At 71.1% G+C, this 26426-nt stretch carries 24 protein-coding genes; 22 read left to right on the top strand and 2 right to left on the bottom strand.

All coding sequences use genetic code 11. The features are described from left to right. Positions 1-31: 31 nt before the first annotated feature. Positions 32-838, bottom strand: coding sequence for a DUF2470 domain-containing protein (locus OHB04_RS36750; RefSeq protein ID WP_326691958.1), 807 nt, complete (start codon positions 836-838; stop codon positions 32-34). 55 nt (positions 839-893) lie between these two features. Between OHB04_RS36750 and rpsD the strand changes: the two genes are divergently transcribed. The 14 genes from rpsD to nusB all read left to right on the top strand — a co-directional run bounded on the left by rpsD (position 894) and on the right by nusB (position 15270). Further along, positions 894-1505, top strand: coding sequence for a 30S ribosomal protein S4 (rpsD, locus tag OHB04_RS36755; protein WP_326691959.1), 612 nt, complete (start codon positions 894-896; stop codon positions 1503-1505). A gap of 282 nt (positions 1506-1787) precedes the next feature. After that, positions 1788-2234, top strand: a complete 447-nt coding sequence (locus tag OHB04_RS36760) for a DUF948 domain-containing protein (RefSeq protein ID WP_326691960.1) — start codon at positions 1788-1790, stop codon at positions 2232-2234. Positions 2235-2243: 9 nt separating this feature from the next. Then, the gene (locus OHB04_RS36765) at positions 2244-2582 is read left to right on the top strand and encodes a DUF6167 family protein (protein ID WP_326691961.1); all 339 of its coding nucleotides are present in this window, start codon (positions 2244-2246) and stop codon (positions 2580-2582) included. Continuing rightward, on the top strand, positions 2582-5257 hold the full coding sequence (gene alaS, locus OHB04_RS36770; RefSeq protein ID WP_326809145.1) for an alanine--tRNA ligase: 2676 nt from the start codon (positions 2582-2584) through the stop codon (positions 5255-5257). The genes OHB04_RS36765 and alaS overlap by 1 nt, the downstream gene beginning before the upstream one ends. Further along, positions 5257-5736 (top strand): Holliday junction resolvase RuvX, encoded by a 480-nt coding sequence (gene ruvX / locus OHB04_RS36775; protein ID WP_326691963.1) that lies wholly within the window; start codon positions 5257-5259, stop codon positions 5734-5736. The genes alaS and ruvX overlap by 1 nt, the downstream gene beginning before the upstream one ends. A 124-nt stretch (positions 5737-5860) precedes the next feature. Continuing rightward, complete coding sequence (mltG, locus tag OHB04_RS36780) at positions 5861-7843, top strand: endolytic transglycosylase MltG (RefSeq protein ID WP_326691964.1); 1983 nt, start codon at positions 5861-5863, stop codon at positions 7841-7843. Continuing rightward, positions 7843-8700: a shikimate dehydrogenase gene (locus OHB04_RS36785; RefSeq protein ID WP_326691965.1), complete on the top strand. Its 858-nt coding sequence runs from the start codon at positions 7843-7845 to the stop codon at positions 8698-8700. The genes mltG and OHB04_RS36785 overlap by 1 nt, the downstream gene beginning before the upstream one ends. Positions 8701-8857: 157 nt before the next feature. Further along, positions 8858-10042, top strand: a complete 1185-nt coding sequence (gene aroC / locus OHB04_RS36790; protein ID WP_326691966.1) for a chorismate synthase — start codon at positions 8858-8860, stop codon at positions 10040-10042. Next, entirely contained in the window at positions 10039-10572 is a 534-nt protein-coding gene (locus tag OHB04_RS36795) for a shikimate kinase (protein ID WP_326691967.1), read from the top strand. Before aroC ends, OHB04_RS36795 begins: the two co-directional genes overlap by 4 nt. Continuing rightward, positions 10569-11669 (top strand): 3-dehydroquinate synthase, encoded by a 1101-nt coding sequence (aroB, locus tag OHB04_RS36800; protein WP_326691968.1) that lies wholly within the window; start codon positions 10569-10571, stop codon positions 11667-11669. The genes OHB04_RS36795 and aroB overlap by 4 nt, the downstream gene beginning before the upstream one ends. 212 nt (positions 11670-11881) lie before the next feature. Continuing rightward, positions 11882-12862, top strand: a complete 981-nt coding sequence (locus OHB04_RS36805; protein WP_326809146.1) for an AAA family ATPase — start codon at positions 11882-11884, stop codon at positions 12860-12862. 91 nt (positions 12863-12953) lie between these two features. After that, on the top strand, positions 12954-14192 hold the full coding sequence (locus tag OHB04_RS36810) for an aminopeptidase P family protein (protein ID WP_326809147.1): 1239 nt from the start codon (positions 12954-12956) through the stop codon (positions 14190-14192). An 83-nt stretch (positions 14193-14275) separates the two neighbouring features. Continuing rightward, entirely contained in the window at positions 14276-14842 is a 567-nt protein-coding gene (gene efp, locus OHB04_RS36815) for an elongation factor P (RefSeq protein ID WP_326691971.1), read from the top strand. A gap of 2 nt (positions 14843-14844) precedes the next feature. Continuing rightward, positions 14845-15270 (top strand): transcription antitermination factor NusB, encoded by a 426-nt coding sequence (gene nusB, locus OHB04_RS36820; protein ID WP_326691972.1) that lies wholly within the window; start codon positions 14845-14847, stop codon positions 15268-15270. Positions 15271-15363: 93 nt separating this feature from the next. Here the strand turns inward: nusB and bldD are convergent, their stop codons facing one another. Next, a complete protein-coding gene (gene bldD, locus OHB04_RS36825; protein ID WP_030875652.1) occupies positions 15364-15864 on the bottom strand; it encodes a transcriptional regulator BldD in 501 nt (166 codons plus the stop codon). A gap of 221 nt (positions 15865-16085) precedes the next feature. On the opposite strand from bldD, the gene pyrR reads away from it, so the two are divergent. The 8 genes from pyrR to pyrF all read left to right on the top strand — a co-directional run bounded on the left by pyrR (position 16086) and on the right by pyrF (position 26379). Next, positions 16086-16700 carry a bifunctional pyr operon transcriptional regulator/uracil phosphoribosyltransferase PyrR gene (pyrR, locus tag OHB04_RS36830; RefSeq protein WP_326691973.1) on the top strand — a complete coding sequence of 205 codons (615 nt, stop codon included), beginning with the start codon at positions 16086-16088 and terminating at the stop codon, positions 16698-16700. A gap of 142 nt (positions 16701-16842) precedes the next feature. After that, positions 16843-17823, top strand: a complete 981-nt coding sequence (locus OHB04_RS36835) for an aspartate carbamoyltransferase catalytic subunit (protein ID WP_326691974.1) — start codon at positions 16843-16845, stop codon at positions 17821-17823. 1 nt (position 17824) lies between these two features. After that, positions 17825-19120: a dihydroorotase gene (locus OHB04_RS36840; protein ID WP_326809148.1), complete on the top strand. Its 1296-nt coding sequence runs from the start codon at positions 17825-17827 to the stop codon at positions 19118-19120. After that, on the top strand, positions 19117-19731 hold the full coding sequence (locus OHB04_RS36845; RefSeq protein ID WP_326691976.1) for a PH-like domain-containing protein: 615 nt from the start codon (positions 19117-19119) through the stop codon (positions 19729-19731). Before OHB04_RS36840 ends, OHB04_RS36845 begins: the two co-directional genes overlap by 4 nt. Further along, a complete protein-coding gene (gene carA / locus OHB04_RS36850; protein ID WP_326693084.1) occupies positions 19731-20939 on the top strand; it encodes a glutamine-hydrolyzing carbamoyl-phosphate synthase small subunit in 1209 nt (402 codons plus the stop codon). The genes OHB04_RS36845 and carA overlap by 1 nt, the downstream gene beginning before the upstream one ends. Continuing rightward, the gene (gene carB, locus OHB04_RS36855; RefSeq protein WP_326691977.1) at positions 20932-24252 is read left to right on the top strand and encodes a carbamoyl-phosphate synthase large subunit; all 3321 of its coding nucleotides are present in this window, start codon (positions 20932-20934) and stop codon (positions 24250-24252) included. Before carA ends, carB begins: the two co-directional genes overlap by 8 nt. A 181-nt stretch (positions 24253-24433) precedes the next feature. Next, positions 24434-25543 (top strand): quinone-dependent dihydroorotate dehydrogenase, encoded by a 1110-nt coding sequence (locus OHB04_RS36860; protein ID WP_326809149.1) that lies wholly within the window; start codon positions 24434-24436, stop codon positions 25541-25543. Then, a complete protein-coding gene (gene pyrF / locus OHB04_RS36865; protein ID WP_326691979.1) occupies positions 25540-26379 on the top strand; it encodes an orotidine-5'-phosphate decarboxylase in 840 nt (279 codons plus the stop codon). Before OHB04_RS36860 ends, pyrF begins: the two co-directional genes overlap by 4 nt. The last annotated feature ends 47 nt before the right edge of the window (positions 26380-26426 follow it).

Genomic DNA, 26426 nt, shown 5'->3' on the forward strand with positions numbered 1-26426 from the left:
CTCCCAGGCCCCCAGGCCTTCGGCCCCTCTTTCACCCCCGCGCGGCCGTGAACAGCGCGTGCATCGCGTGCCGCAGCTCCGCGACGCTGCCCACCGGTTCGGGGAATTCGAAGCGCGCGTCCACACAGCCGCCGCTCTCGCCCCAGCCGCGCACCCGCAGCCCGAAGCGGTCGATGGCCAGCGGGACGACGGACTCCCCGGTGCGGCAGGCGCACAGCCCCTTCACCTGGTCGGCGTGGGCCGAGGCAAGATGCTGGAGCAGCTCTGCCTCGTGTGCCGCCAGCGGGTCGGGCGCGGCCTCTGCGAACTCGTCGGGCTCGACCGGCTCGGCGCCCCACAGGTCGTCGATGTATGCCTCACCGACCTCCAGGCGCAGCATTCTGCGGGAGGTGCCGGCGGCGGGGACGGCCGGGTTGGCCTCGGCGAGCAGCCGGGCGCAGGCGGCGCGTTGGTCGTTGCGTACGGGCGTGAGCCAGCCGGCGACCCAGGCGCGGCCCCGGATGCGGTGCGGCACGGAGACCGGAGCCACATCCGTGATCTCCATCACCGCCGTCAGGTCGTCGTCCTGCGCGTACAGACAGGCGCGTGCCTCCGGCGAGTCCGCGGGGACCAGCAGAATCACGTCTCCGTCGACGGTGACGGTGCGTGCCTCCGGGGTGCCGGAGCCGGGTTCGTCCGGGCCTCCCGCGGTGCCGGGAATGGTCAGCAGTGCGGATACGCTGGACTGCACGAGGGTCCGTACACGTTCGGCGGCAGTGGGCTGCCGGACGTCTTCCACGGGACGCGGCTGTTCCCCTTCGGCGTGGGTGCCGGGCAGGGAAATCCCAGGTCGAAACATGCGTTCTCCTCAGCTAAGGTAAGCCTCACCTAACTTACACGGAGGTCCGTTCAACGTGAACCAGTCGCGTCCCAAGGTCAAGAAGTCGCGTGCCCTCGGCATCGCGCTGACCCCGAAGGCCGTCAAGTACTTCGAGCAGCGCCCGTACCCGCCGGGGGAGCACGGCCGGGGCCGCAAGCAGAACAGTGACTACAAGGTCCGTCTGCTGGAGAAGCAGCGCCTGCGCGCGCAGTACGACATCAGCGAGCGCCAGATGGCGCGCGCCTACGACCGCGCTCGGAAGGTCGAAGGCAAGACGGGCGAGGCCCTCATCGTCGAGCTTGAGCGCCGTCTGGACGCGCTCGTCCTGCGGTCCGGTCTGGCCCGCACGATCTACCAGGCCCGCCAGATGGTGGTGCACGGCCACATCGCGGTCAACGACCGCAAGGTCGACAAGCCCTCCTTCCGCGTCCGCCCGGACGACGTGGTGATGGTCCGCGAGCGCAGCCGCGACAAGCACCCCTTCCAGGTCGCCCGCGAGGGTGGCTACGCCGGTGAGGGTGAGACCCCGCGCTACCTGCAGGTCAACCTTCAGGCGCTCGCCTTCCGTCTGGACCGGGACCCCAACCGCAAGGAGATCCCGGTGATCTGCGACGAGCAGCTCGTCGTCGAGTACTACGCACGCTGAGCCCGCTCCGCCCAGCGGAACAGCTCTCCGCAGCCCGCCTGCCTGCCGTCGGCCCCGTCCGGCTCAGGCACGGCGGGCTGTGGTGTGCGCGGGGGCGGTCAAGTGCTCGAAGTGGTGTGCGCCGAACCGGCCCACGGCAGCACCCGCCCTGTGCGCCCCGCCAGGAATGCGGTACGGGCGCGGGGGTGCGGCGCGATAAGGTCGGTACCTCATCCGCCGCCGCGGTCGGCCACCCGGCGAGCGGCGGCCGACCCCAAGACGATCCAAGGGAAGCGGTGCAGCGTGTCCGGTGGAGAAGTGGCCGGCCTCCTCGTGGCCGTCTTCTGGGCGATTCTGGTGTCGTTCCTCGCCGTTGTGCTGGTGAGGCTCGCACAGACGCTCAAGGCGGCGACCAAGCTGGTGTCCGGCGTGACGGAGCAGGCGGTTCCCCTCCTGGGAGAGGCGTCGGCGACCGTCAGGTCCGCGCAGACCCAGCTCGACCGCGTCGACGCCATCGCGACCGACGTCCAGGAGGTCACCTCCAACGCCTCCGCGCTCTCCTCCACCGTCTCCACCGCCTTCGGCGGCCCGCTCGTCAAGGTCGCGGCCTTCGGGTACGGAGTGCGCCGCGCGCTGGGCCGCAAGGGCGAGCCCGAGCAGCCCTCGAAGCAGCGGGAGAGCCGCAAGGTTGTCGTCAGCCGCACGGTGCCCGCCGCCCGGCGGGCCGGACGCAAGCGCGGAAAGGGCTGATCCACGCACATGTTCCGCCGCGCCTTCTGGTTCACCACCGGCGCCGCCGCCGGTGTCTGGGCCACCACCAAGGTCCAGCGCAAGATCCGCAGCCTCGCACCCGACGCGCTCGCGGTCCGCGCCGCCGACAAGGCCGTCGAAGGCGGCCACAAGCTCCGCGAGTTCGCGCTCGACGTCCGCTCGGGCATGGCCCAGCGCGAGAGTGAACTCAAGGACGTGCTCGGCCTGTCGGCCCCCGCGCCCGAGGACCGGCACCCCGAACTGCCCGCCCAGCCGGACCGGCGCCAGCTCGGCGCCCCCGGCCCCACCTACCCGATCCGCCCGTACGACCGGAATGAGGACCACTGATGGAGTCGGCTGAAATCCGCCGCCGCTGGCTGCGCTTCTTCGAGGAGCGGGGGCACCACGTCGTGCCGTCGGCGTCGCTGATCGCGGACGACCCCACCCTCCTGCTGGTCCCCGCGGGCATGGTCCCCTTCAAGCCGTACTTCCTGGGCGAGGTCACCCCGCCCTGGCCGCGTGCCACCAGCGTGCAGAAGTGCGTGCGCACACCGGACATCGAAGAGGTCGGCAAGACCACCCGGCACGGCACCTTCTTCCAGATGTGCGGCAACTTCTCCTTCGGTGACTACTTCAAGGAAGGTGCCGCCAAGCTCGCCTGGGAGCTGCTGACCAGCTCGCAGGACAAGGGCGGCTACGGCCTGGACCCCGAGCGCCTGTGGATCACCGTCTACGAGCAGGACGACGAGGCCGAGCGCATCTGGCGCGAGGTCGTCGGCGTTCCCGCCGAGCGCATCCAGCGCCTCGGGATGGAGGAGAACTACTGGTCCATGGGCGTCCCGGGCCCCTGCGGACCCTGCTCGGAGATCAACTACGACCGGGGTCCCGAGTTCGGAGTCGAGGGCGGCCCCGCCGTCAACGACGAGCGCTACGTCGAGATCTGGAACCTCGTGTTCATGCAGTACGAGCGCGGCGAGGGCTCCTCCAAGACGGACTTCGAGATCCTCGGCGACCTGCCCAGCAAGAACATCGACACCGGGCTCGGCCTGGAGCGCCTGGCGATGATCCTCCAGGGCGTGCACAACATGTACGAGATCGACACCTCGCGTGCCGTCATCGACAAGGCCACCGAGCTGACCGGCATCGCCTACGGCGCCGCCGAGCACTCCGACGTCTCCCTGCGCGTCGTCTCCGACCACATCCGCACCTCCGTGATGCTCATCGGCGACGGCGTCACGCCGGGCAACGAGGGCCGTGGCTACGTCCTGCGCCGCATCATGCGCCGCGCCATCCGCAACATGCGCATCCTGGGTGCCTCGCGCCCCGTGGCTGAGGACCTCATCGACGTCGTGATCGAGACGATGGGCCAGCAGTACCCGGAGCTGGTCACCGACCGCAAGCGCATCGAGACCGTCGCGCTCGCCGAGGAGGCCGCCTTCCTCAAGACTCTGAGGGCCGGGACCAACATCCTCGACACCGCCGTCACCGACACCAAGGCCGAGGGCGGCAAGGTACTTTCCGGCGACAAGGCGTTCCTGCTCCACGACACCTGGGGCTTCCCCATCGACCTCACCCTGGAGATGGCCGCCGAGCAGGGCCTCTCCGTGGACGAACAGGGCTTCCGCCGCCTGATGAAGGAGCAGCGGGAGCGCGCCAAGGCCGACGCCAAGTCCAAGAAGCAGGGCCACGCCGACCTCTCGGCCTACCGCGAGATCGCCGACAGCGCGGGCGCCACCGACTTCACCGGATACAACGCCACCGCCGACGAGGCCGGCATCGTCGGCCTCCTCGTGGACGGTGTCCCCTCGCCCGCCGCCCACGAGGGCGACGAGGTGGAGGTCGTCCTCGACCGCACCCCCTTCTACGCCGAGGGCGGCGGCCAGCTCGCCGACACCGGTCGCATCAAGCTGCACAGCGGCGCCGTCATCGAGGTCCGCGACGTCCAGCAGCCGGTGCCGGGCGTCAGCGTCCACAAGGGCACCGTGCAGGTCGGCGAGGTCACGGTGGGCTCGCCCGCGTACGCGCAGATCGACGGCGACCGCAGGCGCTCCATCGCCCGCGCCCACAGCGCCACCCACCTCACCCACCAGGCGCTGCGCGACGCGCTGGGCCCGACGGCGGCCCAGGCCGGTTCGGAGAACGCCCCCGGCCGCTTCCGCTTCGACTTCGGCTCGCCCGCCGCTGTCCCCGGCGGCGTGCTCACCGACGTCGAGCAGAAGATCAACGAGGTGCTGGCCCGCGAACTCGACGTGCAGGCCGAGTACATGGGCATCGACGACGCCAAGAAGCAGGGCGCGCTGGCCGAGTTCGGCGAGAAGTACGGCCAGACCGTGCGCGTGGTCACCATCGGAGACTTCTCCAAGGAGCTGTGCGGCGGCACGCATGTGCACAACACCGCGCAGCTCGGCCTGGTCAAGCTGCTGGGGGAGTCCTCCATCGGCTCCGGCGTGCGCAGGGTCGAGGCGCTGGTCGGGGTGGACGCCTACAAGTTCCTGGCCCGCGAGCACACCGTCGTCTCGCAGCTCACGGAGCTGGTCAAGGGCCGCCCGGAGGAGCTGCCCGAGCGGGTGTCCGGGATGCTGGCCAAGCTCAAGGACGCCGAGAAGGAGATCGAGCGCTTCCGCGCCGAGAAGGTCCTCCAGGCCGCCGGCGGGCTCGCCGAGGGCGCCAAGGACGTACGGGGTATCGCGCTGGTCGCCGCCAAGGTGCCGGACGGCACCGCCGCGGACGACCTGCGCACCCTGGTCCTCGATGTGCGCCAGCGGCTCGGCAGCCGCCCCGCCGTCGTCGCGCTGTTCGCCGTGACCAACGGCCGTCCCCTCACCGTGATCGCCACCAACGAGGCCGCCCGGGAGAAGGGCCTCAAGGCCGGTGAACTGGTGCGCACCGCCGCCAAGACGCTCAGCGGCGGGGGCGGCGGCAAGCCGGACGTCGCCCAGGGCGGCGGCCAGAACCCGGCCGCCGTGGACGAGGCCCACGCCGCCGTCGAGCGCCTGGTCGCCGAGGCGGGGGGCAACGCCTGATGGACTCACCGTCCTTCCGGCGGGGCCGGCGGCTGGCCGTCGACGTCGGGGACGCCCGGATCGGGGTCGCCAGCAGCGACCCCGACGGGGTCCTCGCGACCCCCGTCGAGACGGTGCCGGGACGCGACGTTCCGGCGGCCCTGCGGCGCCTGGTCGCCCTGGCGGAGGAGTACGAACCCCTGGAGGTCGTCGTCGGGCTGCCCCGTTCGCTCAGCGGCGGGGAGGGTCCGGCGGCGGCCAAGGTGCGGGTTTTCGCGGAGGAGCTGGCGAAAAACATCACACCCGTGCCCGTCCGGCTGGTCGATGAGCGCATGACGACGGTCACCGCGGCGCAGGGGATGCGCGCCTCGGGAGTCAGTTCCAAGAAGGGGCGTTCGCGTATCGACCAGGCCGCCGCCGTGGTGATTCTGCAAAGCGCGCTGGAGACGGAACGGACGTCCGGCCGTCCCCCCGGGAAGTGCGTCGAGGTGGTTGTCTGATCGCGGTACGGTAACGTTCCGCGCGACACGGCAGCCGGCGAACGCATACATACAGCGCACGGGCTTCGGTACGGGAGCCCGCCGCGACTTCACCGGCTGCCGCTCTCGCGTCACAAGGGGATCGATGACTGAGTATGGCCGGGGACCTGGTTCCCAACCGTGGCATCCTGATGACCCCCTCTACGGGGATCAGGAGTGGAGCGGCGGTCAGGCCGGGTACGAGGACGGCTGGGGTCCGAACTCGCAGCAGGGGGAGTATTCCGGTAACCCCGGGTACCCGCAGTACCCCGGGGCGCAACAGCCCCACGACCCCTATTACCAGCAGCAGTCGCAGCAGTACGAGCAGTACGAATACCCCCAGCAGTACGAGCACCCCCAGCAGGCTCCTCAGTACGGGCAGACTCAGAACTACCAGCAGCCGCAGGACTATCAGCACTACCAGAACTATCAGCACCCCCAGCAGCAGCCGGAGCAGCAGCAGTACGGCGGCTGGGAGGGCACCCAGGGCGGCGGCCGGCACTACGACCCCGGGTACGGCGGGCAGGGCGGGCACGACACCGGCCAGTACGACACCGGCCAGTACGGCATCCCGCAGGCCGACCTCTACGGCACCGGCGAACACCCGGCGATGGCGCCCGCCGACCTGTACGGCACCGGCGAACACAGCGTCATGCGCCCGGCCGACCTGTACGGCACCGGCGAGCACCCGGCGATGGCGCCCGCCGACCCCTACGGCACCGGTGAGTACCAGGCCATGGGGCCCACCGATCTCTACGCCAGCGGTGAGCACCCCGCCTACGCCGGACCGGCGCAGGGCTACCAGCAGCAGGGCGGCTACGCCCCGCCTCAGCCACGGCACCCCCACGAGCACCCCGGCCACGACCCGCAGCGCGGACCGGCGGCCCCGGATCCCGACACCGGCTGGGACCCCGGCCCCGACCGGGGCGAGCATGCCTTCTTCTCGGACCGGGACGAGGAGGAGCCGGACGACTACGACCGCTACGACCGCTATGACGGGGACGAAGACGGGCGCGGTCGCGGGCGCAAGAGCGGGACGGGGAGCAGGACCAAGCGCCGTAGCGGCTGCGCCTGCACCGTGGTCGCCGCTGTGCTGGCGGCGGGCGTCGGCACTGTCGGATACTTCGGCTACGACTTCTACCAGACCCATTTCGGCCCGGCCCCGGACTACCCGGGCAAGGGCTCGGGCGAGGTGACGGTCAAGATCCCGGAAGGGGCATCCGTAGCCGACATGGGCCAGGTCCTCCAGCGCGAGGGTGTGGTCAAGAGCCCCGGTGCCTTCGTGGAGGCGGCAGGCAACAAGAGAGGTATCCAGGCGGGCACCTACACCCTGCGCAAGCGGATGTCCGGCGCCCGTGCGGTCGAGCTGATGCTCGACCCCAACAGCCAGAACGGCCTCATCGTCGCCGAGGGCTGGCGCGCCAAGAAGATCTACCAAGAGGTCGACAAGAAGCTCGACGTCCCCGAGGGCACCACCGAGAAGGCCGCCGAATCCGGCAAGATCGGCCTCCCGAAGTGGGCCAAGGGCAAGCCGGAAGGTTTCCTCTTCCCCTCCAGGTACAGCGTCGGCAAGAACAGCAAACCTGAGAACGTACTGCGCGAGATGGTCAGGCGCGCCGAGGCCGAGTACACGAGGACGGGCCTGGAAGCCGAGTCGAAGAAGGCCGGCAAGACACCCGAGGAGGTCATCACCATCGCCTCCCTCGTCCAGGCCGAGGCCCAGCAGGACCACGAGTTCGGCAAGGTCTCCCGGGTCATCTACAACCGCCTCGACAAGGACATGAAGCTCGGCTTCGACTCGACCATCAACTACGCGATGGGCCGCTCCAGCCTGGACACGTCGATCAGCGACACGAAGTACCCCTCGCCGTACAACACCTATCTCCACCAGGGCCTCCCGCCCGGCCCCATCGGCAACCCGGGCCACCAGGCCATAGAGGCGGCGCTCAAGCCGACCAAGGGAGACTGGCTCTACTTCGTCACGGTCAAGCCCGGGGACACCCGCTTCACCGACAGCGAGAGCGAGCACTCCAAGAACGTCGAAGACTTCAACAAGGAACAGCGCAACAAGAAGGGGAACGGCGGCTGATGCCCGAGCAGGCGCACCAGGAGTCATACACCGGGCAGGAGCGGGGCAAGCGTGCGGCGGTCCTCGGTTCCCCGATCGCCCACTCGCTCTCCCCGGTGCTGCACCGCGCCGCGTACGCCGAACTTGGCCTGGGGACCTGGACGTACGACCGCTTCGACGTCGACGAGGAGGGCATCGCCGGCTTCCTCGCCGACCTCGACGAGCGGTGGGCCGGACTGTCCTTGACCATGCCGCTGAAGCGGGCGGTCATCCCGTTGCTGGACGAGGTCAGCGAGACCGCCGCCTCGGTCGAGGCCGTCAACACCGTGGTCTTCGGCGAGGACGGCCGCCGCCTCGGCGACAACACCGACATCCCCGGCATGATCGCCGCCTTGAACGAGGTCGACGTCGAAGCCGTCGACAGCGCGACCGTGCTCGGCGCCGGCGCCACGGCGGCCTCCGCGCTCGCCGCGCTCACCCGGGTGTGCAAGGGCGAGATCACCGCCTATGTGCGCAGCGAGGAGCGGGCGCGCGAGATGCGGGGCTGGGGCGAGCGCCTCGGCGTCGCCGTACGCACGGAGGAATGGACGCGCGCCGCGGAGGGGCTCAGGGCGCCGCTCGTCCTCTCCACCACGCCGGTGGGAGCGACGGACGGCCTCGCACAGGCGGCGCCCGCCGTGGGCGGCACGCTCTTCGACGTCGTCTACGACCCCTGGCCGACCGCCCTGGCCGCGGCCTGGAACGGTGGCGTCGTCGGCGGGCTGGACCTGCTTGTGCACCAGGCGGTGCTTCAGGTCGAGCAGATGACCGGCCGGCGGCCGGCGCCGGGTGTGATGCGCGCGGCGGGTGAGGCGGAGCTGCGGGCCCGCGCCGCCTGATCCGGCTCCTGCCCGCCTCCTCGTTCCTCCGGTCTTCGGCGGGGAGGTGCCCCGGCGGGGCTGTTTTCGTGGGCTCGGGGGAGGCCCCTCCTTCCGGGCATGGGAGGATCGGTCCCAGGGAAGAGCATGGGCCGCGAGGCGGCCGAGAGGAGCACCGTTGAGCAGGTTGCGCTGGCTGACAGCGGGGGAGTCGCACGGCCCCGCACTGGCGGCGACGCTGGAGGGCCTCCCCTCCGGCGTCCCGGTCACCACCGACATGGTGGCCGACGAGCTGGCGCGCCGCCGTCTCGGCTACGGGCGCGGCGCGCGGATGAAGTTCGAGCGCGACGAGGTCACCTTCCTCGGTGGCGTGCGCCACGGCGAGACCCTCGGCTCCCCGGTCGCGATCATGGTGGGCAACACCGAGTGGCCCAAGTGGGAGCAGGTCATGGCGGCCGACCCCGTCGACCCCGACGAGCTGGCCAAGCTGGCGCGTAACGCCCCGCTGACCCGCCCCCGCCCGGGCCACGCGGACCTGGCGGGGATGCAGAAGTACGGCTTCGACGAGGCCCGCCCGATCCTGGAGCGTGCCTCGGCGCGCGAGACCGCCGCCCGCGTGGCGCTCGGTACCGTCGCGCGCTCGTACCTGCGCGAGGTCGCCGGGGTCGAGATCGTCTCGCACGTGGTCGAGCTGGGCGCTGCCAAGGCCCCGTACGGCAGTGTGCCCGCGCCGGCGGACGTGGAGCGGCTCGACGCCGACCCCGTGCGCTGCCTCGACCCGGAGGCGAGCGAGGCGATGGTCGCGGAGATCGACCAGGCCCACAAGGACGGCGACACCCTCGGCGGCGTGGTCGAGGTCGTCGCGCACGGCGTGCCGGTCGGTCTCGGCTCGCACGTGCACTGGGACCGGCGGCTGGATTCCCGGCTGGCGGGTGCGCTGATGGGTATCCAGGCGATCAAGGGCGTGGAGCTGGGCGACGGCTTCGGCCTCGCCCGGGTGCCCGGCTCCCAGGCGCACGACGAGATCCACACCACCCCCGACGGCATCCGCCGCGCCTCCGGGCGCAGCGGCGGCACCGAGGGCGGTCTGTCCACGGGTGAACTGCTGCGTGTACGGGCTGCGATGAAGCCCATCGCCACGGTGCCGCGCGCCCTGGCGACCGTCGATGTGCGCACCGGCGAGGCGGACAAGGCGCACCACCAGCGCTCGGACGTGTGCGCCGTACCGGCCGCCGGAATCGTGGCCGAGGCCATGGTGGCGCTGGTGCTGGCCGACTCGGTGGCCGAGAAGTTCGGCGGTGACAGCGTCGCCGAGGCGCGGCGCAACGTGCGCGGCTTCCTCGACAACCTGGAGATCAAGTGACCGGCCCCGCCGTCGTACTCGTCGGTCCGATGGGCGTCGGCAAGTCCACCATCGGCGCGATCCTCGCCGAACGGCTCGGGCTGGCCTGCCGCGACACCGACCAGGACATCGTGGAGACGGCGGGCAAGCCGATCTCCGAGATCTTCCTCGACGAGGGCGAGACACACTTCCGGGAGCTGGAGCGCGCCGCCGTGCGCGAGGCGCTGGCCGAGCACACCGGGATTCTCGCGCTCGGCGGCGGCGCGGTGCTCGCCGAGGAGACCAGGGCGCTGCTGGCCGGGCGCCCCGTGGTCTTCTTGGAGATGGGCTTGGGCGAGGCCGTCAAGCGCGTCGGCCTGGACGCCCCCCGTCCGCTCCTGATGATCAACCCGCGCCAGCAGTGGCGCAAGCTCATGGAGGAGCGCAGGCCCCTCTACACCGAGGTCGCGCGCGCCGTCGTCAGCACCGAGGACCGCACCCCCGACGAGGTGGCCGACGAGATCCTCGCCGCCCTGGAGCTACAGCCGACCCAGCCGGAGAAGCAGCAATGACCACCCAGCACCCCTCCGTGACCCGTATCGCCGTCGGTGGCACGGCGGGCACCGCGCCCTACGACGTGCTCGTGGGGCGGCAGTTGCTCGGCGAGCTGCCCGGCCTCATCGGCCCCGACGTCCGCCGCGTCGCCGTCCTGCACCCCGAGGCGCTCGCCGAGACCGGCGAGGCGCTACGCGAGGATCTGGCGGGCCAGGGCTACGAGGCCGTCGCCGTCCAGCTGCCCAACGCGGAGGAGTCCAAGACCGCCGAGGTCGCCGCCTACTGCTGGAAGGCCCTCGGCCAGACCGGCTTCACCCGCACCGATGTGATCGTCGGTGTCGGGGGAGGGGCGACGACCGACCTGGCCGGGTTCGTCGCGGCGACCTGGCTGCGCGGGGTGCGCTGGATCGCGGTGCCGACGACGGTCCTGGGCATGGTGGACGCGGCGGTCGGCGGCAAGACCGGGATCAACACCGCCGAGGGCAAGAACCTCGTCGGGGCCTTCCACCCGCCGGCCGGTGTGCTGTGCGACCTGGCGGCGCTCGACTCGCTGGGCACCCACGACTACGTCAGCGGCCTGGCCGAGATCATCAAGGCGGGCTTCATCGCGGACCCGGCCATCCTGGAGCTGATCGAGAGCGACCCGCAGGCGGCCCGAAGCCCCGCCGGAGCGCACACGGCGGAGCTGATCGAGCGCTCCATCCGCGTCAAGGCCGAGGTGGTCACCGACGACCTCAAGGAGTCGGGCCGCCGCGAGATCCTCAACTACGGCCACACCCTCGCGCACGCCATCGAGAAGAACGAGCGCTACAACTGGCGGCACGGTGCGGCCGTTTCGGTCGGCATGGTCTTCGCCGCCGAACTGGGCAGGATCGCGGGGCGGCTGGACGACGCCACCGCCGACCGGCACCGCGCCGTGCTGGAGTCCGTCGGGCTGCCCGTCACCTACCGCGGCGACCAGTGGCCCAAGCTGCTGGACACGATGAAGGTCGACAAGAAGTCCCGGGGCGACCGGCTGCGTTTCATCGTCCTCGAAGGGCTGGCCAGGCCCGCGGTGCTGGAGAGCCCCGACCCCGCCATGCTGCTGGCGGCGCACGCCGAGATCGCGGCCTGAGCGACCGTCCGCGGCGGGGGGCGGGACCGCCACCCGCCGCGCGGACGGGAACCGCCGGGCGGCGCAGGGGCGTCGGGCACTCGGGAGTGGACCCGGCCGTTCACAGCAAGACGGTTGGGAACGGTACCTTCGGTATCCGGAGAACCGGTATCCGAAAGACACAGGGCGCCCGCCGACGGCGCCCCCAGACCTGAGACGGAGTTGGGGTCCGGATGCAGCACAGCGGTGCCCATGGCACCTACGGAGGCTTCGCCGCACAGTGGCCCACGCCCCCACTCCGCCCTGATGCCTCCGCCGGCCCGGCGCACCCCCACCACCCGCCTCACCCGCCCCACCCGCAGCCCCAGCCCCAGCCCCAGCCGCCGCACCCGCAGCCGCCCCACCCGCAGACCCAGCAGCACCCACAGCCTCCGCTTCCGCCCCAGCCCCACCCCGCCCAGCCGCCCGCCCAGCCCGCACCCCAGGGCCCGCCCGGCGGGGGAGTGCCGCCCGGCGGGCGGGCGCCGCAGGGTGTCGGCGCACCGCAGGGCGGCGGGGGGCAATCCAGCGAGTCGACGGGCCACATCAAGCTGCCCCCCGGCGGCCCGGTGCAGATACCCGCGCCGGGCGCCACCCCCGCCCAGCTCGACGGCACCCGCGCGGCCGTCGCCGTCCTGCTCATCGGCCCGGCGGGCGCGGGCAAGACCACCGTGGCGCGCTACTGGGCGGACCACCGAGCCGTCCCCACGGCGCACATCAGCCTCGACGACGTACGCGAATGGGTGCGCTCCGGCTTCGCCGACCCCCAGGCGGGCTGGAACGACCACTCCGAGGCGCAGTACCGCCTCGCCCGCCGCACCTGTGGCTTCTCCGCGCGCAACTTTCTGGCCAACGGTGTCTCCTGCGTCCTGGACGACGCGGTCTTCCCCGACTGGCCGGTCGTCGGCCTCGGCGGCTGGAAGCGCCATGTGGGCCCCGGCCTCATCCCGGTCGTCCTGCTGCCGGGCCTGGACATCGTCCTGGAGCGCAACGCGGCCCGGTCAGGCAACAGACGCCTGTCCGACGAGGAGGTCGCCCACATCCACGGCCGTATGGCCGGCTGGTACGGCTCGGGGCTGCCCATCATCGACAACTCGCGCCAGGACGTGGCCAGCACGGCCCGCATGCTCGACAACGTCGTCGCGCGCAGCCTCGCCAGCCCGCTGAGCTGGTAGCTGAGCCCCACAAGCCCGGTCCCCGGGGGCCTGTCGCCCGCACGGCCCTCTCCGGGCGGCCGAGGCGGGCCGACGTGCATAGGCTCGGCACATGTCCGAGGTGCATGTCTCCCGCCGCTCACGGCTCCGTGACCGCTGTGCGGCGAGCACGGCGCACGACGGACCCGCCGACGCGGTGCTGGTCTCCAGCCCTGCCAACGTCCGCTATCTCACCGGCCGCGCGGCCCCCGACAGCGTGCTGCTGCTCGGAGCGGACGGCCGGGACACCCTTGTCTCTGTCCCGGGAGGGGGCCCGCTGAACGGAGGCAACCCCGCCGACGGCCTGCGTGAGACCGTGCTGGACGCGGAGAGCGCGGAGAACGCGGAGGGCGGCGAAGAGCCGGGAGAGGGCCGCGAGGCCATGGACGGCGCGCAGAGCGCCCCCCGCGCCCGGGGCGCCAAGGGCAGAGCCAGGACCGCCGGGAGCGTCGAGGACGCCGCGGTGGCCGCCGCCGGGCTCGCCGCACGCGGCGGGGCCGGCGCGCTGGCCGTCGAGGAGCACCATCTGACGGTCGCCCGGCACCGCGCCCTCGCCACGGCCGCCCCCGGCCTCCGCCTCGCCGACCTCGGCCTGGCTGTGGAGCAGCAGCGGGTCGTCAAGGACGAGGAGGAGATCTCCGCTTTGCGTATCGCGGCCGAGATCACCGACCAGGCGCTCGGCGAGCTGCTGGAGTCGATCCTCGTGGGCCGTACCGAGCGGCACCTCGCGCTGGAGCTGGAGCGGCGGCTGATCGACCACGGTGCCGAGGGCGCGGCCTTCCCCACCTCCGTGGCGACCGGTCCCCATTCCGGACTTCCCGGACATCGGCCGACCGACCGGCGTGTGGAAGAGGGAGATTTCCTGACCGTGCGCCTGGGCGCCCGCTACCGCGGATACCGCTGTCAGATCGGCCGTACGTTCGTGATCGGCACCGCGCCCGAGGACTGGCAGATCGAGCTGTACGACCTCGTCTTCGCCGCTCAGCGCGCTGCGCGGGAGGCTCTGGGGCCCGGTACGGAGTGCCGCGAGGTGGACCTCGCGGCCCGGCAGGTACTGGACGCCGCCGGGCATGGTGCGGCCGTCGAGGAGTCCACGGGCCATGGGGTGGGGCTGGAAATCGGTGAGGACCCTCGGCTGTCACCTGCGGCCATGGGTAAACTGGACGCTTGTGTGCCGGTCACCGTCGAACCGGGGGTCCATCTCCCGGGCCGGGGCGGCGTCCGGATCGACGACACGCTCGTCGTCCGCCCGCAGGCGGACGGCGGACCCGAGCTACTCACCATCACGACCAAGGAGCTGCTCGCCCTCTAGTCCTCGCGGGGACAGGCCCACGGGCCTTCGGAGGCGCGGCAGTAGCCCTGGTCTCCGCAGCAGTCTCAGGAGATTCCGCGACCGTGGCATCCACGAACGACCTCAAGAACGGCATGGTGCTCAAGCTCGACGCCGACCAGCTCTGGTCCGTCGTTGAGTTCCAGCACGTCAAGCCCGGCAAGGGCCCCGCTTTCGTCCGCACCAAGCTCAAGAACGTGCTGTCCGGCAAGACCGTCGACAAGACGTTCAACGCGGGCACCAAGGTCGAGACGGCCACCGTGGACCGACGTGACATGCAGTTCTCTTACATGGACGGCGACTACTTCGTCTTCATGGACATGCAGACCTACGACCAGCTTCACGTCGACCGCAAGGTCGTCGGCGACGCCGCGAACTACCTCATCGAGGGCTTCGAGGCGACCGTCGCACAGCACGAGGGCGAGGTGCTCTACGTCGAGATGCCTGCCGCCGTCGAGCTGGAGATCAAGCACACCGAACCCGGCGTCCAGGGGGACCGCTCCACCGGCGGCTCCAAGCCCGCCGAGCTGGAGACGGGCTACAGCATCCAGGTCCCGCTCTTCATCACGACCGGCGAGAAGATCAAGGTCGACACCCGCTCCGGCGAGTACCTCGGCCGGGTGAACAGCTAACCGTGGCTGCCCGCAACAAGGCCCGTAAGCGCGCCTTCCAGATCCTCTTCGAGGCCGATCAGCGCGATGCCGAGGTGCAGACCGTGCTGGCGGACTGGCTGCGGCTCGCCCGGACCGACTCCCGGCAGCCGCCGGTGACCGAGTACACGATGCAGCTCGCCGAGGGGTACGCGGACAACGCGGCCCGTATCGACGAGCTGCTGTCCACCTACGCCGTGGGCTGGACGCTCGACCGGATGCCCGATGTGGACCGGAGCATCCTGCGGCTCGGCGTGTATGAGCTGCTGTGGGTGGACGACGTGCCGGACGCCGTGGTGATCGACGAGGCGATCCAGCTCGCCAAGGAGTTCTCGACGGACGAGTCCCCCGGTTTCATCAACGGCCTGCTCGGCCGTCTGAAGGAGCTCAAGCCGGGGCTCTTGCGCTGACAGACCCCCCGCTGAAAAGGGCACCCCCTCTCGTGGGGGTGCCCTTCCTTTTCCGCTGCGGGAAAGAGGTGCGGCGTGAAAGCCGGTGCCCTCTTACACGTCCTCGTGGGACACCGCGCGGCGCGCGTCCGCGTCCAGGACGCCCCAGCTGATGAGCTGTTCGGTCAGCACGGACGGCGACTGGTCGTAGATGACCGCGAGCGTGCGCAGGTCGTCCTGGCGGATGGAGAGGACCTTGCCGTTGTAGTCGCCGCGCTGGGACTGGATCGTCGCCGCGTAGCGCTGGAGGGGGCCCGCCTTCTCCGCCGGGACGTGGGCCAGCCGCTCCAGGTCGAGCACGAGCTTCGGCGGGGGCTCAGCGGCTCCGCCCGGCGTGGTCCCGGGCAGCAGCTCCTGCACCGGCACTCCGTAGAAGTCCGCCAGCTCGGCGAGACGCTGCACGGTCACGGCGCGGTCCCCGCGCTCGTACGAGCCCACCACGACCGCCTTCCAGCGGCCCTGGGACTTCTCCTCGACACCATGGAGGGAGAGGCCCTGCTGGGTGCGGATGGCGCGGAGTTTCGCTCCGAGCTGTTTGGCGTATTCGCTGGACATATGGCTCCCCGGACGCTGTATCGCTGAGCGGCTCGGCCGCGCGTTTGGTAACTCACTGTGAGGTTACGCAGCGTAATGTGCCGCGTCAAGCCGAGAGGGTCCAGACGGCTGGCACCGCCCCCGCCGGACCCTCCCGAAGGGGCCCTGATAGCGTGGAGCCGCAAGAGACCGACGTCCTTTAAGGCCCGTCCCGTGAGGCGGGGAAGGAGGTCCGATTTTTCATGGACGACAGCAGCGCAAGCATGGATCCGGCCCGGCCTGTTCTGGAGGCGCCGGACATCGCACGGGTCCTCACCCGTATCGCCCACGAGATCGTCGAGCGCGCCAAGGGTGCCGACGACGTGGTACTTCTCGGCATTCCCACCCGCGGCGTCTTCCTCGCCAGGCGGCTGGCCGCCAAGCTCGAAGAGATCACCGACGGCACGATTCAGGTCGGCTCGCTGGACATCACGATGTACCGCGACGATCTCCGACTGGGCCCCGCACGCGCCCTCGCGCGCACCGAGATCCCCGCCGAGGGGGTCGACGGACGGCTCGTCGTCCTCGTCGACGACGTGCTCTACTCGGGCCGCACCATCCGCGCCGCGCTCGATGCCCTGGGTGACATCGGACGTCCGCGAGCCGTGCAGCTCGCCGTTCTCGTCGACCGCGGTCACCGCGAGCTTCCCATCCGCGCGGACTATGTCGGCAAGAACCTGCCCACCTCGCAGCGCGAGACCGTCAAGGTCCAGCTGACCGAGGAGGACGGCCACGACGGCGTGCTGCTCGGCACCCGCGAGACCCCTGAGAACGCCGCGTCCGAGCGCGCCCGGCACGGCACGGCCCCCGCCGGATAGCTCCACGCACCCGCACGGTGCGCGGGGAACCTCCGAACGCCCCGACCGCCCGAGCCGCATCCGCCTGCGCGCGTGCTCCCGCATGCCCGCGGCCCCTCGCGACGACCTCACATCCCATCCCACGGAAGGCACCAGGCAACAGATGAAGCGCCACCTCATCTCGGCCGCCGACCTCACCCGCGACGACGCCGTCCTCATCCTCGACACCGCCGAGGAGATGGCCAGGTTCGCCGACCGGCCGATCAAGAAGCTGCCGACGCTGCGCGGCCGAACCATCGTCAACCTCTTCTTCGAGGACTCCACCCGCACCCGGATCTCCTTCGAGGCCGCCGCCAAGCGGCTGTCGGCCGACGTCATCAACTTCTCCGCCAAGGGCTCCTCCGTCTCCAAGGGCGAGTCGCTGAAGGACACCGCGCTCACCCTGGAGGCCATGGGCGCCGACGCCGTCGTCATACGGCACGGTGACTCCGGCGCCCCCCACCGGCTGGCCACCTCCGGCTGGATCGGCGGCTCCGTCATCAACGCGGGGGACGGCACCCACGAGCACCCCACCCAGGCGCTGCTGGACGCCTTCACCATGCGCCGCCGCCTGGTCGGCGAGGAGGGTGTGGGCCTGGACGGGCGGCGCATCACGATCGTCGGCGACATCCTGCACAGCCGGGTGGCCCGCTCCAACGTCCACCTCCTGAGCACCCTCGGCGCCCACGTCACGCTCGTCGCGCCGCCCACCCTGGTGCCGGTCGGCGTCGAGAGCTGGCCGTGCGAGGTCTCCTACGACCTGGACGCGGTGCTCGCCAAGTCCGACGCGGTGATGATGCTGCGCGTCCAGCGCGAGCGGATGAACGCCGCCTTCTTCCCCACCGAACGCGAATACGCCCGCCGCTACGGGCTCGACGGCGAGCGCATGGCGCGGATGCCCGGAGACGCCATCGTGATGCACCCCGGGCCGATGAACCGCGGCATGGAGATCACCGCCGAGGTCGCCGACTCGCCCCGCTGCACCGCCGTCGAACAGGTGGCCAACGGCGTCAGCATCCGGATGGCCGTGATGTACCTGCTGCTCGGCGGCGCCGAGCCCGCCGTATCCCGCACCGAGGCCCCGATCTCCCAGGAGAACAACTGACATGAACGAGCAGAAGCGGACGCTGCTGCGCGGAGCCAAGATCCTCGGTGGAGAGCCGCAGGACGTCCTCATCGAGGACGGAATCATCGCCGGTGTGGACCGGGGCATCGAGGCCGCGGGCGCCGAGGTCATCGAGACCCACGGAGCCGTGCTCCTGCCCGGCCTCGTCGACCTGCACACCCATCTGCGGGAGCCCGGCCGCGAGGATTCCGAGACGGTGCACACCGGCACCCGGGCCGCGGCCAAGGGCGGCTACACGGCCGTGCATGCCATGGCCAACACCTTCCCCGTCGCCGACACCGCCGGCGTGGTCGAGCAGGTGTGGCGGCTGGGCAAGGAGTACGGCTACTGCGACGTGCGCCCCGTCGGCGCCGTCACCGTCGGGCTGGAGGGCAAGAAGCTCGCCGAGCTGGGCGCCATGCACGACTCGGCCGCCGGAGTGCGGGTCTTCTCCGACGACGGCAAGTGCGTCGACGACGCTGTGATCATGCGCCGTGCGCTGGAGTACGTGAAGGCGTTCGACGGTGTCGTCGCCCAGCACGCGCAAGAGCCCCGGCTGACCGAGGGCGCGCAGATGAACGAGGGGACCGTCTCCGCCGAGCTGGGCCTGGCGGGCTGGCCCGCCGTCGCCGAGGAGTCGATCATCGCCCGCGATGTGCTGCTCGCCGCGCACGTCGGCTCCCGCGTGCACATCTGCCACCTGTCGACGGCCGGCTCGGTGGAACTCGTGCGCTGGGCCAAGTCCAAGGGCTGGAACGTGACCGCCGAGGTCACCCCGCACCACCTGCTGCTCACCGACGAGCTGGTCCGCTCCTACGACCCCGTCTACAAGGTCAACCCGCCCCTGCGTACCGAGGCGGACGTCATGGCCCTGCGCGAGGCCCTGGCCGACGGCACCATCGACTGCGTCGCCACCGACCACGCCCCGCACCCGCACGAGGACAAGGACTGCGAGTGGGGTGCCGCGGCCATGGGCATGGTCGGCCTGGAGACCGCCTTGTCGGTCGTGCAGCACACCATGGTCGACACCGGGCTGCTGGACTGGGCACAGGTCGCCGACCGCATGTCCTACCGCCCGGCCGGCATCGGACGGCTGGAGGGCCACGGTCGCCCCGTCTCACCCGGCGAGCCCGCCAACCTCGTCCTCCTCGATGCGGCTTACCGTGGACAGGTGGACCCCGCGGGCTTCGCCTCCCGCAGCGGCAACACCCCCTACGAGGGCCGTGAGCTGCCCGGACGCGTCACCCACACCTGGCTGCGGGGCCGCGCGACGGTCGTGGACGGGACATTGGTGTGAGCGTAGGAAACCTTTCTCTGACCGGCCTGGCCGCCGGACAGAAATCGCAGGAAGTCACGGACTGGGCGGCCCGTATCGGCTGGGTCGTGGGGCTGATCCTGTTCATCGCCCTGCTGTACTGGCTGATGCGCCAGGGCTGGAAGTGGCGCGGCACCCTCCAGGGCGACCTGCCCGAGCTGCCCCGGCGGCCCGAGGGGGCCATCGACAGCGGTGCGCCGCTCCTGACGGCGACGGGCCGCTACCACGGCTCCACCAACGCGGGGCAGTGGCTCGACCGGATCGTCGCCCAGGGCCTGGGCACCCGCAGCAGGGCCGAGCTGACCCTCACCGAGCGCGGCCTGGACGTCGTACGCCCTGGGGCGCAGGACTTCTGGGTACCCGTGGACAAGCTGCGCGGCGCCCGCCTCGACACCGGCATCGCGGGCAAGGTCCTCACCGAGGGCGGCCTGCTGATCGTCACCTGGGAGCACGGCGGCCGGCGGCTGGACGCGGGATTCCGCTTCGACCACTCGGCGCGGCAGACCGAGTGGGCCGAGAAGATCAACGCAATGAGCGGCGGCGACGGCGACGACGGCGTCGCGGCGCGGCAGCACCACAAGGAAGGCGCATGATGACGATCTCCACCAGGGGAGCGACCGACCAGACGGCAGGCCCGGCGCTGCTCGTCCTGGAGGACGGCCGCACCTTCCGCGGACGCGCCTACGGAGCCGAGGGGGAGACCTTCGGCGAGGCGGTGTTCTCCACCGGCATGACCGGATACCAGGAGACGCTGACCGACCCCTCCTACCACCGTCAGGTCGTCGTCATGACGGCGCCGCACATCGGCAACACCGGCGTCAACGACGAGGACCCCGAATCGCGGCGCATCTGGGTGTCCGGATATGTCGTACGCGACCCCGCCCGCGTCCCCTCCAACTGGCGCTCCACCCGATCCCTGGACGAGGAGCTGCGCGGCCAGGGCGTCGTCGGCATCAGCGGTGTGGACACCCGGGCCCTCACCCGGCACCTGCGCGAGCGCGGCGCCATGCGCGTCGGGATCTTCTCCGGCCCTGCGCTGGACAGCGCCTCCGGCGCGGGCCTCGCCGACGAGGCCGCCCTCCTCGCACGGGTACGCGAAGCCCCCCAGATGAAGGGCGCCGACCTCGCCGGAGAGGTCGCCACCACCGAGGCGTACACGGTGCCCGCTATCGGCACGAAGCGCTTCACCGTCGCCGCCGTCGACCTCGGCATCAAGGGCATGACCCCCTACCGCATGGCCGAGCGCGGCATAGAGGTGCATGTGCTGCCCGCCTCCGCCACCTTGGAGGACATCTACGCCACCGCGCCCGACGGGGTGTTCTTCTCCAACGGCCCCGGCGACCCGGCCACCGCCGAACACCCCGTGGAGCTGATGCGCGGCGTCCTGGAGCGCGGCACCCCCCTGTTCGGCATCTGCTTCGGCAACCAGATCCTCGGCCGCGCCCTCGGCTTCGGCACCTTCAAGCTGAAGTACGGCCACCGCGGCATCAACCAGCCCGTCCAGGACCGGACGACCGGCAAGGTCGAGGTCACGGCCCACAACCACGGCTTCGCCGTCGACGCGCCGCTCGACCGGGTCAGCGACACCCCATACGGCAGGGCCGAGGTCTCGCACATCTGCCTGAACGACGACGTCGTCGAAGGCCTGCGGCTGCTCGACAAGCCTGCCTTCAGCGTCCAGTACCACCCGGAGGCGGCAGCGGGTCCGCACGACGCCGCCTACCTCTTCGACCGGTTCGTCGCGCTCATGCGCGACGGCGATCAGCACAGCGCACAGCTCATGGAGGACCAGCGTGCCTAAGCGCACCGATATCCAGTCCGTCCTGGTCATCGGCTCAGGACCGATCGTCATCGGGCAGGCCGCCGAGTTCGACTACTCCGGCACCCAGGCGTGCCGCGTACTCAAGGCCGAGGGCCTGCGCGTGATCCTGGTCAACTCCAACCCGGCCACGATCATGACCGACCCGGAGATCGCCGACGCCACCTACGTCGAACCGATCACCCCCGAATTCGTCGAGAAGATCATCGCCAAGGAGCGCCCCGACACGCTCCTGCCCACCCTCGGCGGCCAGACCGCGCTCAACACCGCGATCTCCCTGCACGAGTCCGGCACTCTGGAGAAGTACGGCGTCGAGCTGATCGGCGCCAACGTCGAGGCCATCAACAAGGGCGAGGACCGCGACCAGTTCAAGGAGGTCGTCGAGGCCGTCCGGGGCAGGATCGGCCACGGCGAGTCCGCGCGCTCCTACATCTGCCACTCCATGGACGACGTCCTGGCCGGCGTCGAGGAGCTGGGCGGCTACCCGGTCGTCGTCCGCCCCTCCTTCACCATGGGCGGCGCCGGCTCCGGCTTCGCCCACGACGAGGAGGAGCTGCGCCGCATCGCGGGCCAGGGCCTCACGCTCTCCCCGACCACCGAGGTGCTCCTGGAGGAGTCCATCCTCGGCTGGAAGGAGTACGAGCTGGAGCTGATGCGCGACAAGAACGACAACGTCGTGGTCGTCTGCTCCATCGAGAACTTCGACCCCATGGGCGTGCACACCGGCGACTCGATCACCGTCGCGCCCGCCATGACGCTGACCGACCGCGAGTACCAGATCCTCCGGGACATCGGCATCGCCGTCATCCGCGAGGTCGGCGTCGACACCGGAGGCTGCAACATCCAGTTCGCGGTCGACCCCGAGGACGGCCGGGTCGTCGTCATCGAGATGAACCCGCGCGTCTCCCGGTCCTCCGCGCTCGCCTCCAAGGCCACCGGCTTCCCCATCGCGAAGATCGCAGCGAAGCTCGCCGTCGGCTACACCCTGGACGAGATCCCCAACGACATCACCGAGCAGACCCCGGCCTCCTTCGAGCCGACGCTCGACTACGTCGTCGTCAAGGCCCCCCGCTTCGCCTTCGAGAAGTTCCCGGCCGCCGACTCCACCCTCACCACCACCATGAAGTCGGTCGGCGAGGCCATGGCCATCGGCCGCAACTTCACCGAGGCCCTCAACAAGGCGCTGCGCTCCCTGGAGAAGAAGGGCAGCCAGTTCGACTTCGCCACCCCGCCCGCCGAGCTGGGCGACAAGACCGCGCTGCTCACCGAGGCCGCCCGCCCCACCGACGGCCGGATCAACACCGTCATGGCCGCCATCCGCGCCGGGGCCACCCAGCAGGAGGTCTTCGACGCGACGAAGATCGACCCCTGGTTCGTCGACCAGCTCTTCCTCATCAAGGAGACGGCCGACGAGATCGCCGCAGCGCCCGAGCTGGGCCCTCAGCTGCTGGCCGAGGCCAAGCGGCACGGCTTCTCCGACGCGCAGATCGCCTCGATCCGCTCCCTGCGCGAGGACGTCGTCCGCGAGGTACGGCACGCGCTGGGCATCCGCCCCGTCTACAAGACCGTGGACACCTGCGCCGCCGAGTTCGCCGCCAAGACGCCGTACTTCTACTCCTCCTACGACGAGGAGAGCGAGGTGGCGCCGCGCGAGAAGCCCGCGGTGATCATCCTGGGCTCGGGCCCCAACCGGATCGGGCAGGGCATCGAGTTCGACTACTCCTGCGTCCACGCCTCCTTCGCGCTGCACGACGCCGGGTACGAGACCGTGATGGTCAACTGCAACCCCGAGACCGTCTCCACCGACTACGACACCTCCGACCGGCTCTACTTCGAGCCGCTCACCCTGGAGGACGTCCTGGAGATCGTCCACGCCGAACAGCAGGCGGGCCCTGTCGCCGGAGTGCTCGTCCAGCTCGGCGGCCAGACCCCGCTCGGCCTCGCGCAGGACCTCAAGGACAACGGAGTGCCCATCGTCGGCACCTCGCCGGAGGCCATCGAGCTGGCCGAGGAGCGGGGCGCCTTCGGCCGCGTCCTGACCGAGGCGGGCCTGCCCGCGCCCAAGTACGGCACCGCCTTCTCCTTCGAGCAGGCCAAGGGCATCGCCGCCGAGATCAACTACCCCGTCATGGTGCGCCCCTCCTATGTGCTGGGCGGACGCGGCATGGAGATCGTCTACGACGAGCCCTCGCTGGAGTCCTACCTCCAGCGCCACGCCGGCCTTATCGAGAAGCACCCCGTCCTCATCGACCGCTTCCTCGACGACGCCATCGAGATCGACGTCGACGCGCTCTACGACGGCCGGGAGCTGTACCTCGGCGGCGTCATGGAGCACATCGAGGAGGCCGGCATCCACTCCGGCGACTCGGCCTGCGCCCTGCCGCCGATCACGCTGGGCGGCTACGACATCAAGCGGCTGCGCGCCTCCACGGAGGCGATCGCGCGCGGCGTGGGCGTCCGGGGGCTGATCAACATCCAGTTCGCCATGGCCGGGGACATCCTCTACGTCCTGGAGGCCAACCCTCGCGCCTCCCGCACCGTGCCCTTCACCTCCAAGGCCACGGCCGTCCCGCTCGCAAAGGCCGCGGCCCGTATCTCGCTGGGCGCCACCGTCGCCGAGCTGCGCGCCGAGGGCCTGCTCCCGGCCGAGGGCGACGGCGGCGACCTGCCGCTGGACGCGCCGATCTCGGTCAAGGAAGCGGTGCTTCCGTGGAACCGCTTCCGCGACGTCCAAGGCCGCGGGGTGGACACCGTGCTCGGCCCGGAGATGCGCTCGACCGGTGAGGTCATGGGCATCGACTCGGTCTTCGGCACCTCCTACGCCAAGTCGCAGGCCGCCGCCTACGGGGCGCTGCCCAGCAAGGGCCGCGCCTTCGTCTCGGTCGCCAACCGCGACAAGCGCTCGCTGATCTTCCCGGCGCGCGAGCTGGTCGGCATGGGCTTCGAACTGCTCGCGACCTCGGGCACGGCGGAAGTTCTCAAGCGCAACGGGATCAACGCACGGGTCGTCCGCAAGCAGAGCCAGGGCACGGGGCCCGAGGGGGAGCCGACCATCGTCCAGCTCATCCAGGACGGCGAGGTCGATCTGATCGTCAACACGCCGTACGGCACCGGGGGGCGCCTCGACGGCTACGACATCCGCACGGCGGCTGTCGCCCGTGCGGTGCCCTGCCTGACGACGGTGCAGGCGCTGGCTGCCGCCGTGCAGGGCATCGAGGCCCTGACACGGGGTGAGGTGTCGGTGCGCTCTTTGCAAGAGCACGCCCAGCATCTGGTTGCGGCCCGCGAACGCTAAGACTCCCGCCCCTGCCCGCCCCTCCCCTTTTTTTGGGGCGCTGCCCCCGAGCCCCGGTTCTCAAGTCCCGGACGGGCTGAAATCAGCCCGTCCGGCGCTTGAGGACGAGCCTCTCCGGCGTTTGAGGAGTTCCGGGAAGGGGCGGGGCAGGGGCAAACCAACCACGGAAAGCCCCACTCACATGTACGGACTCCTCTTCCGCGTCCTCTTCTCGCGGATGGATCCCGAGAAGGCCCACCACCTCGCCTTCTCCTGGATCCGGCGCGCGGCCCGCACCCCCGTCCTCAGAACCCTCGCGGCGGCGGTCCTCGCCCGGCGCCACAAGGAACTCCGCATCGAGGCCCTGGGCCGTCGCATGCACGGTCCTTTCGGCCTCGCGGCGGGGTTCGACAAGAACGCCGAGGGGATCGACGGTCTCGCGATGCTCGGCTTCGACCACGTCGAGGTCGGCACCGTCACCGGCCGCCCTCAGCCCGGCAACCCCAAGAAGCGGCTCTTCCGTCTGGTCGAGGACCGGGCGCTGATCAACCGCATGGGCTTCAACAACGAGGGTTCGGCGGCCGTGGCGGCGCGGCTGGCCGCCCGGCGCGCCGTCTTCCCCACGACCGTCGGCGTCAACATCGGCAAGACCAAGGCGGTCCCCGAGGGGGAAGCCGTCGCGGACTATGTGACCTCCACCGAGGCGCTGGCCGCGCACGCCCACTACCTCGTCGTCAACGTCTCGTCACCGAACACCCCCGGACTGCGCAATCTCCAGGCCACCGAACACCTGCGCCCGCTGCTGACCGCAGTGCGCGAGGCGGCCGACCGTGCGGTCACCACGCGCCGCGTCCCGCTCCTCGTCAAGATCGCGCCCGATCTCGCGGACGAGGACATCGACGCCGTCGCCGACCTCGCTGTCGAGCTGGGTCTGGACGGCATCATCGCCACCAACACCACCATCGCCCGCGAGGGCCTCGGTCTGACCTCGGACCCGGCGCTGAGTGCGGAGACGGGCGGTCTGTCCGGCGCGCCGGTCGCCGACCGCTCACTGGAGGTGCTGCGGCGGCTGTACGCGCGCGTGGGCGGGCGGCTGACGCTCGTCGGCGTCGGCGGCATCACCACGGCCGAGGACGCCTGGCAGCGGATCCTGGCCGGTGCCACGCTCGTACAGGGCTACACGGCGTTCCTCTACGAGGGCCCGTTCTGGATGCGCACCGTGCACCACGGGCTCGCCCGGCGACTGGAGGCCAGTCCGTACGCCACCCTCGCCGAGGCCATCGGCGCCGACCACCGGAAGGTGACCGCATGACGGAATCCGTACCCTTCGGCGCCCGGCTCCGCCGCGCCATGGACACCAGGGGGCCGCTGTGCGTCGGTATCGACCCGCACGCCTCCCTGCTGCACGACTGGGGGCTGAACGACGACGTGGCGGGCCTGGAGCGCTTCACCCGTACGACGGTGGAGGCGCTGGCGGGCCGGGTGGCGGTGCTCAAGCCGCAGTCGGCCTTCTTCGAGCGCTTCGGGTCGCGCGGCATCGCCGTCCTGGAGAAGGCGGTCGCCGAGGCCCGGGAGGCCGGGGCACTGGTGGTGATGGACGCCAAGCGCGGGGACATCGGCTCCACCATGGACGCCTACGCGGCCACCTTCCTCCGCAAGGACAGCCCGCTGTTCTGCGACGCGCTCACCGTCAGCCCCTACCTGGGCTTCGGGGCGCTGGCTCCGGCGGTGGAGGCGGCCAGGGACAGCGGCGCCGGGCTCTTCGTGCTGGCGCTGACCTCCAACCCGGAGGGCCAGGAGGTCCAGCGCGCCCTCCGGGAGGACGGCACGACCGTGGCCGCGACGATACTGCGGCACCTGGCGGAGCTGAACGCGGACGCCGGGACGCTGGGCTCCTTCGGGGCCGTGGTGGGCGCGACGCTCGGCGATCTGTCCTCGTTCCGGCTGAGCGTCAACGGGCCTCTGCTCGCGCCCGGCATCGGCGCCCAGGGAGCCACCCCCGCCGACCTCCCCGCGGTCTTCGGGGAGGCTGTCCGGAATGTCGTCCCGAGCGTGAGCCGGGGGGTGCTCCGACACGGTCCCAACACAACCGGACTGAGGGATTCCGCCGTCCGTTTTGCCGACGAGGTACGGCTCGCCGTCAACTGACGCGAAAAAATCTGCTCATTATGTCTGGAAATGTCCTGGTCGGCAGA

Source organism: Streptomyces sp. NBC_01775, assembly GCF_035917675.1.
In the GTDB taxonomy this organism is placed as follows: domain Bacteria; phylum Actinomycetota; class Actinomycetes; order Streptomycetales; family Streptomycetaceae; genus Streptomyces.

Excerpts from the sequence above, each read along its gene's own strand:
- aroB (WP_326691968.1), top strand. The coding sequence starts at position 10,569 with ATGACCACCCAGCACCCCTCCGTGACCCGTATCGCCGTCGGTGGCACG.
- OHB04_RS36840 (WP_326809148.1), top strand. The coding sequence starts at position 17,825 with ATGAACGAGCAGAAGCGGACGCTGCTGCGCGGAGCCAAGATCCTCGGT.
- OHB04_RS36860 (WP_326809149.1), top strand. The coding sequence starts at position 24,434 with ATGTACGGACTCCTCTTCCGCGTCCTCTTCTCGCGGATGGATCCCGAG.
- pyrR (WP_326691973.1), top strand. The coding sequence starts at position 16,086 with ATGGACGACAGCAGCGCAAGCATGGATCCGGCCCGGCCTGTTCTGGAG.
- OHB04_RS36805 (WP_326809146.1), top strand. The coding sequence starts at position 11,882 with ATGCAGCACAGCGGTGCCCATGGCACCTACGGAGGCTTCGCCGCACAG.
- OHB04_RS36785 (WP_326691965.1), top strand. The coding sequence starts at position 7,843 with ATGCCCGAGCAGGCGCACCAGGAGTCATACACCGGGCAGGAGCGGGGC.
- bldD (WP_030875652.1), bottom strand. The coding sequence starts at position 15,864 with ATGTCCAGCGAATACGCCAAACAGCTCGGAGCGAAACTCCGCGCCATC.
- OHB04_RS36835 (WP_326691974.1), top strand. The coding sequence starts at position 16,843 with ATGAAGCGCCACCTCATCTCGGCCGCCGACCTCACCCGCGACGACGCC.
- mltG (WP_326691964.1), top strand. The coding sequence starts at position 5,861 with ATGACTGAGTATGGCCGGGGACCTGGTTCCCAACCGTGGCATCCTGAT.
- OHB04_RS36750 (WP_326691958.1), bottom strand. The coding sequence starts at position 838 with ATGTTTCGACCTGGGATTTCCCTGCCCGGCACCCACGCCGAAGGGGAA.
- carA (WP_326693084.1), top strand. The coding sequence starts at position 19,731 with ATGACGATCTCCACCAGGGGAGCGACCGACCAGACGGCAGGCCCGGCG.
- alaS (WP_326809145.1), top strand. The coding sequence starts at position 2,582 with ATGGAGTCGGCTGAAATCCGCCGCCGCTGGCTGCGCTTCTTCGAGGAG.
- OHB04_RS36765 (WP_326691961.1), top strand. The coding sequence starts at position 2,244 with ATGTTCCGCCGCGCCTTCTGGTTCACCACCGGCGCCGCCGCCGGTGTC.
- OHB04_RS36810 (WP_326809147.1), top strand. The coding sequence starts at position 12,954 with ATGTCCGAGGTGCATGTCTCCCGCCGCTCACGGCTCCGTGACCGCTGT.
- pyrF (WP_326691979.1), top strand. The coding sequence starts at position 25,540 with ATGACGGAATCCGTACCCTTCGGCGCCCGGCTCCGCCGCGCCATGGAC.
- ruvX (WP_326691963.1), top strand. The coding sequence starts at position 5,257 with ATGGACTCACCGTCCTTCCGGCGGGGCCGGCGGCTGGCCGTCGACGTC.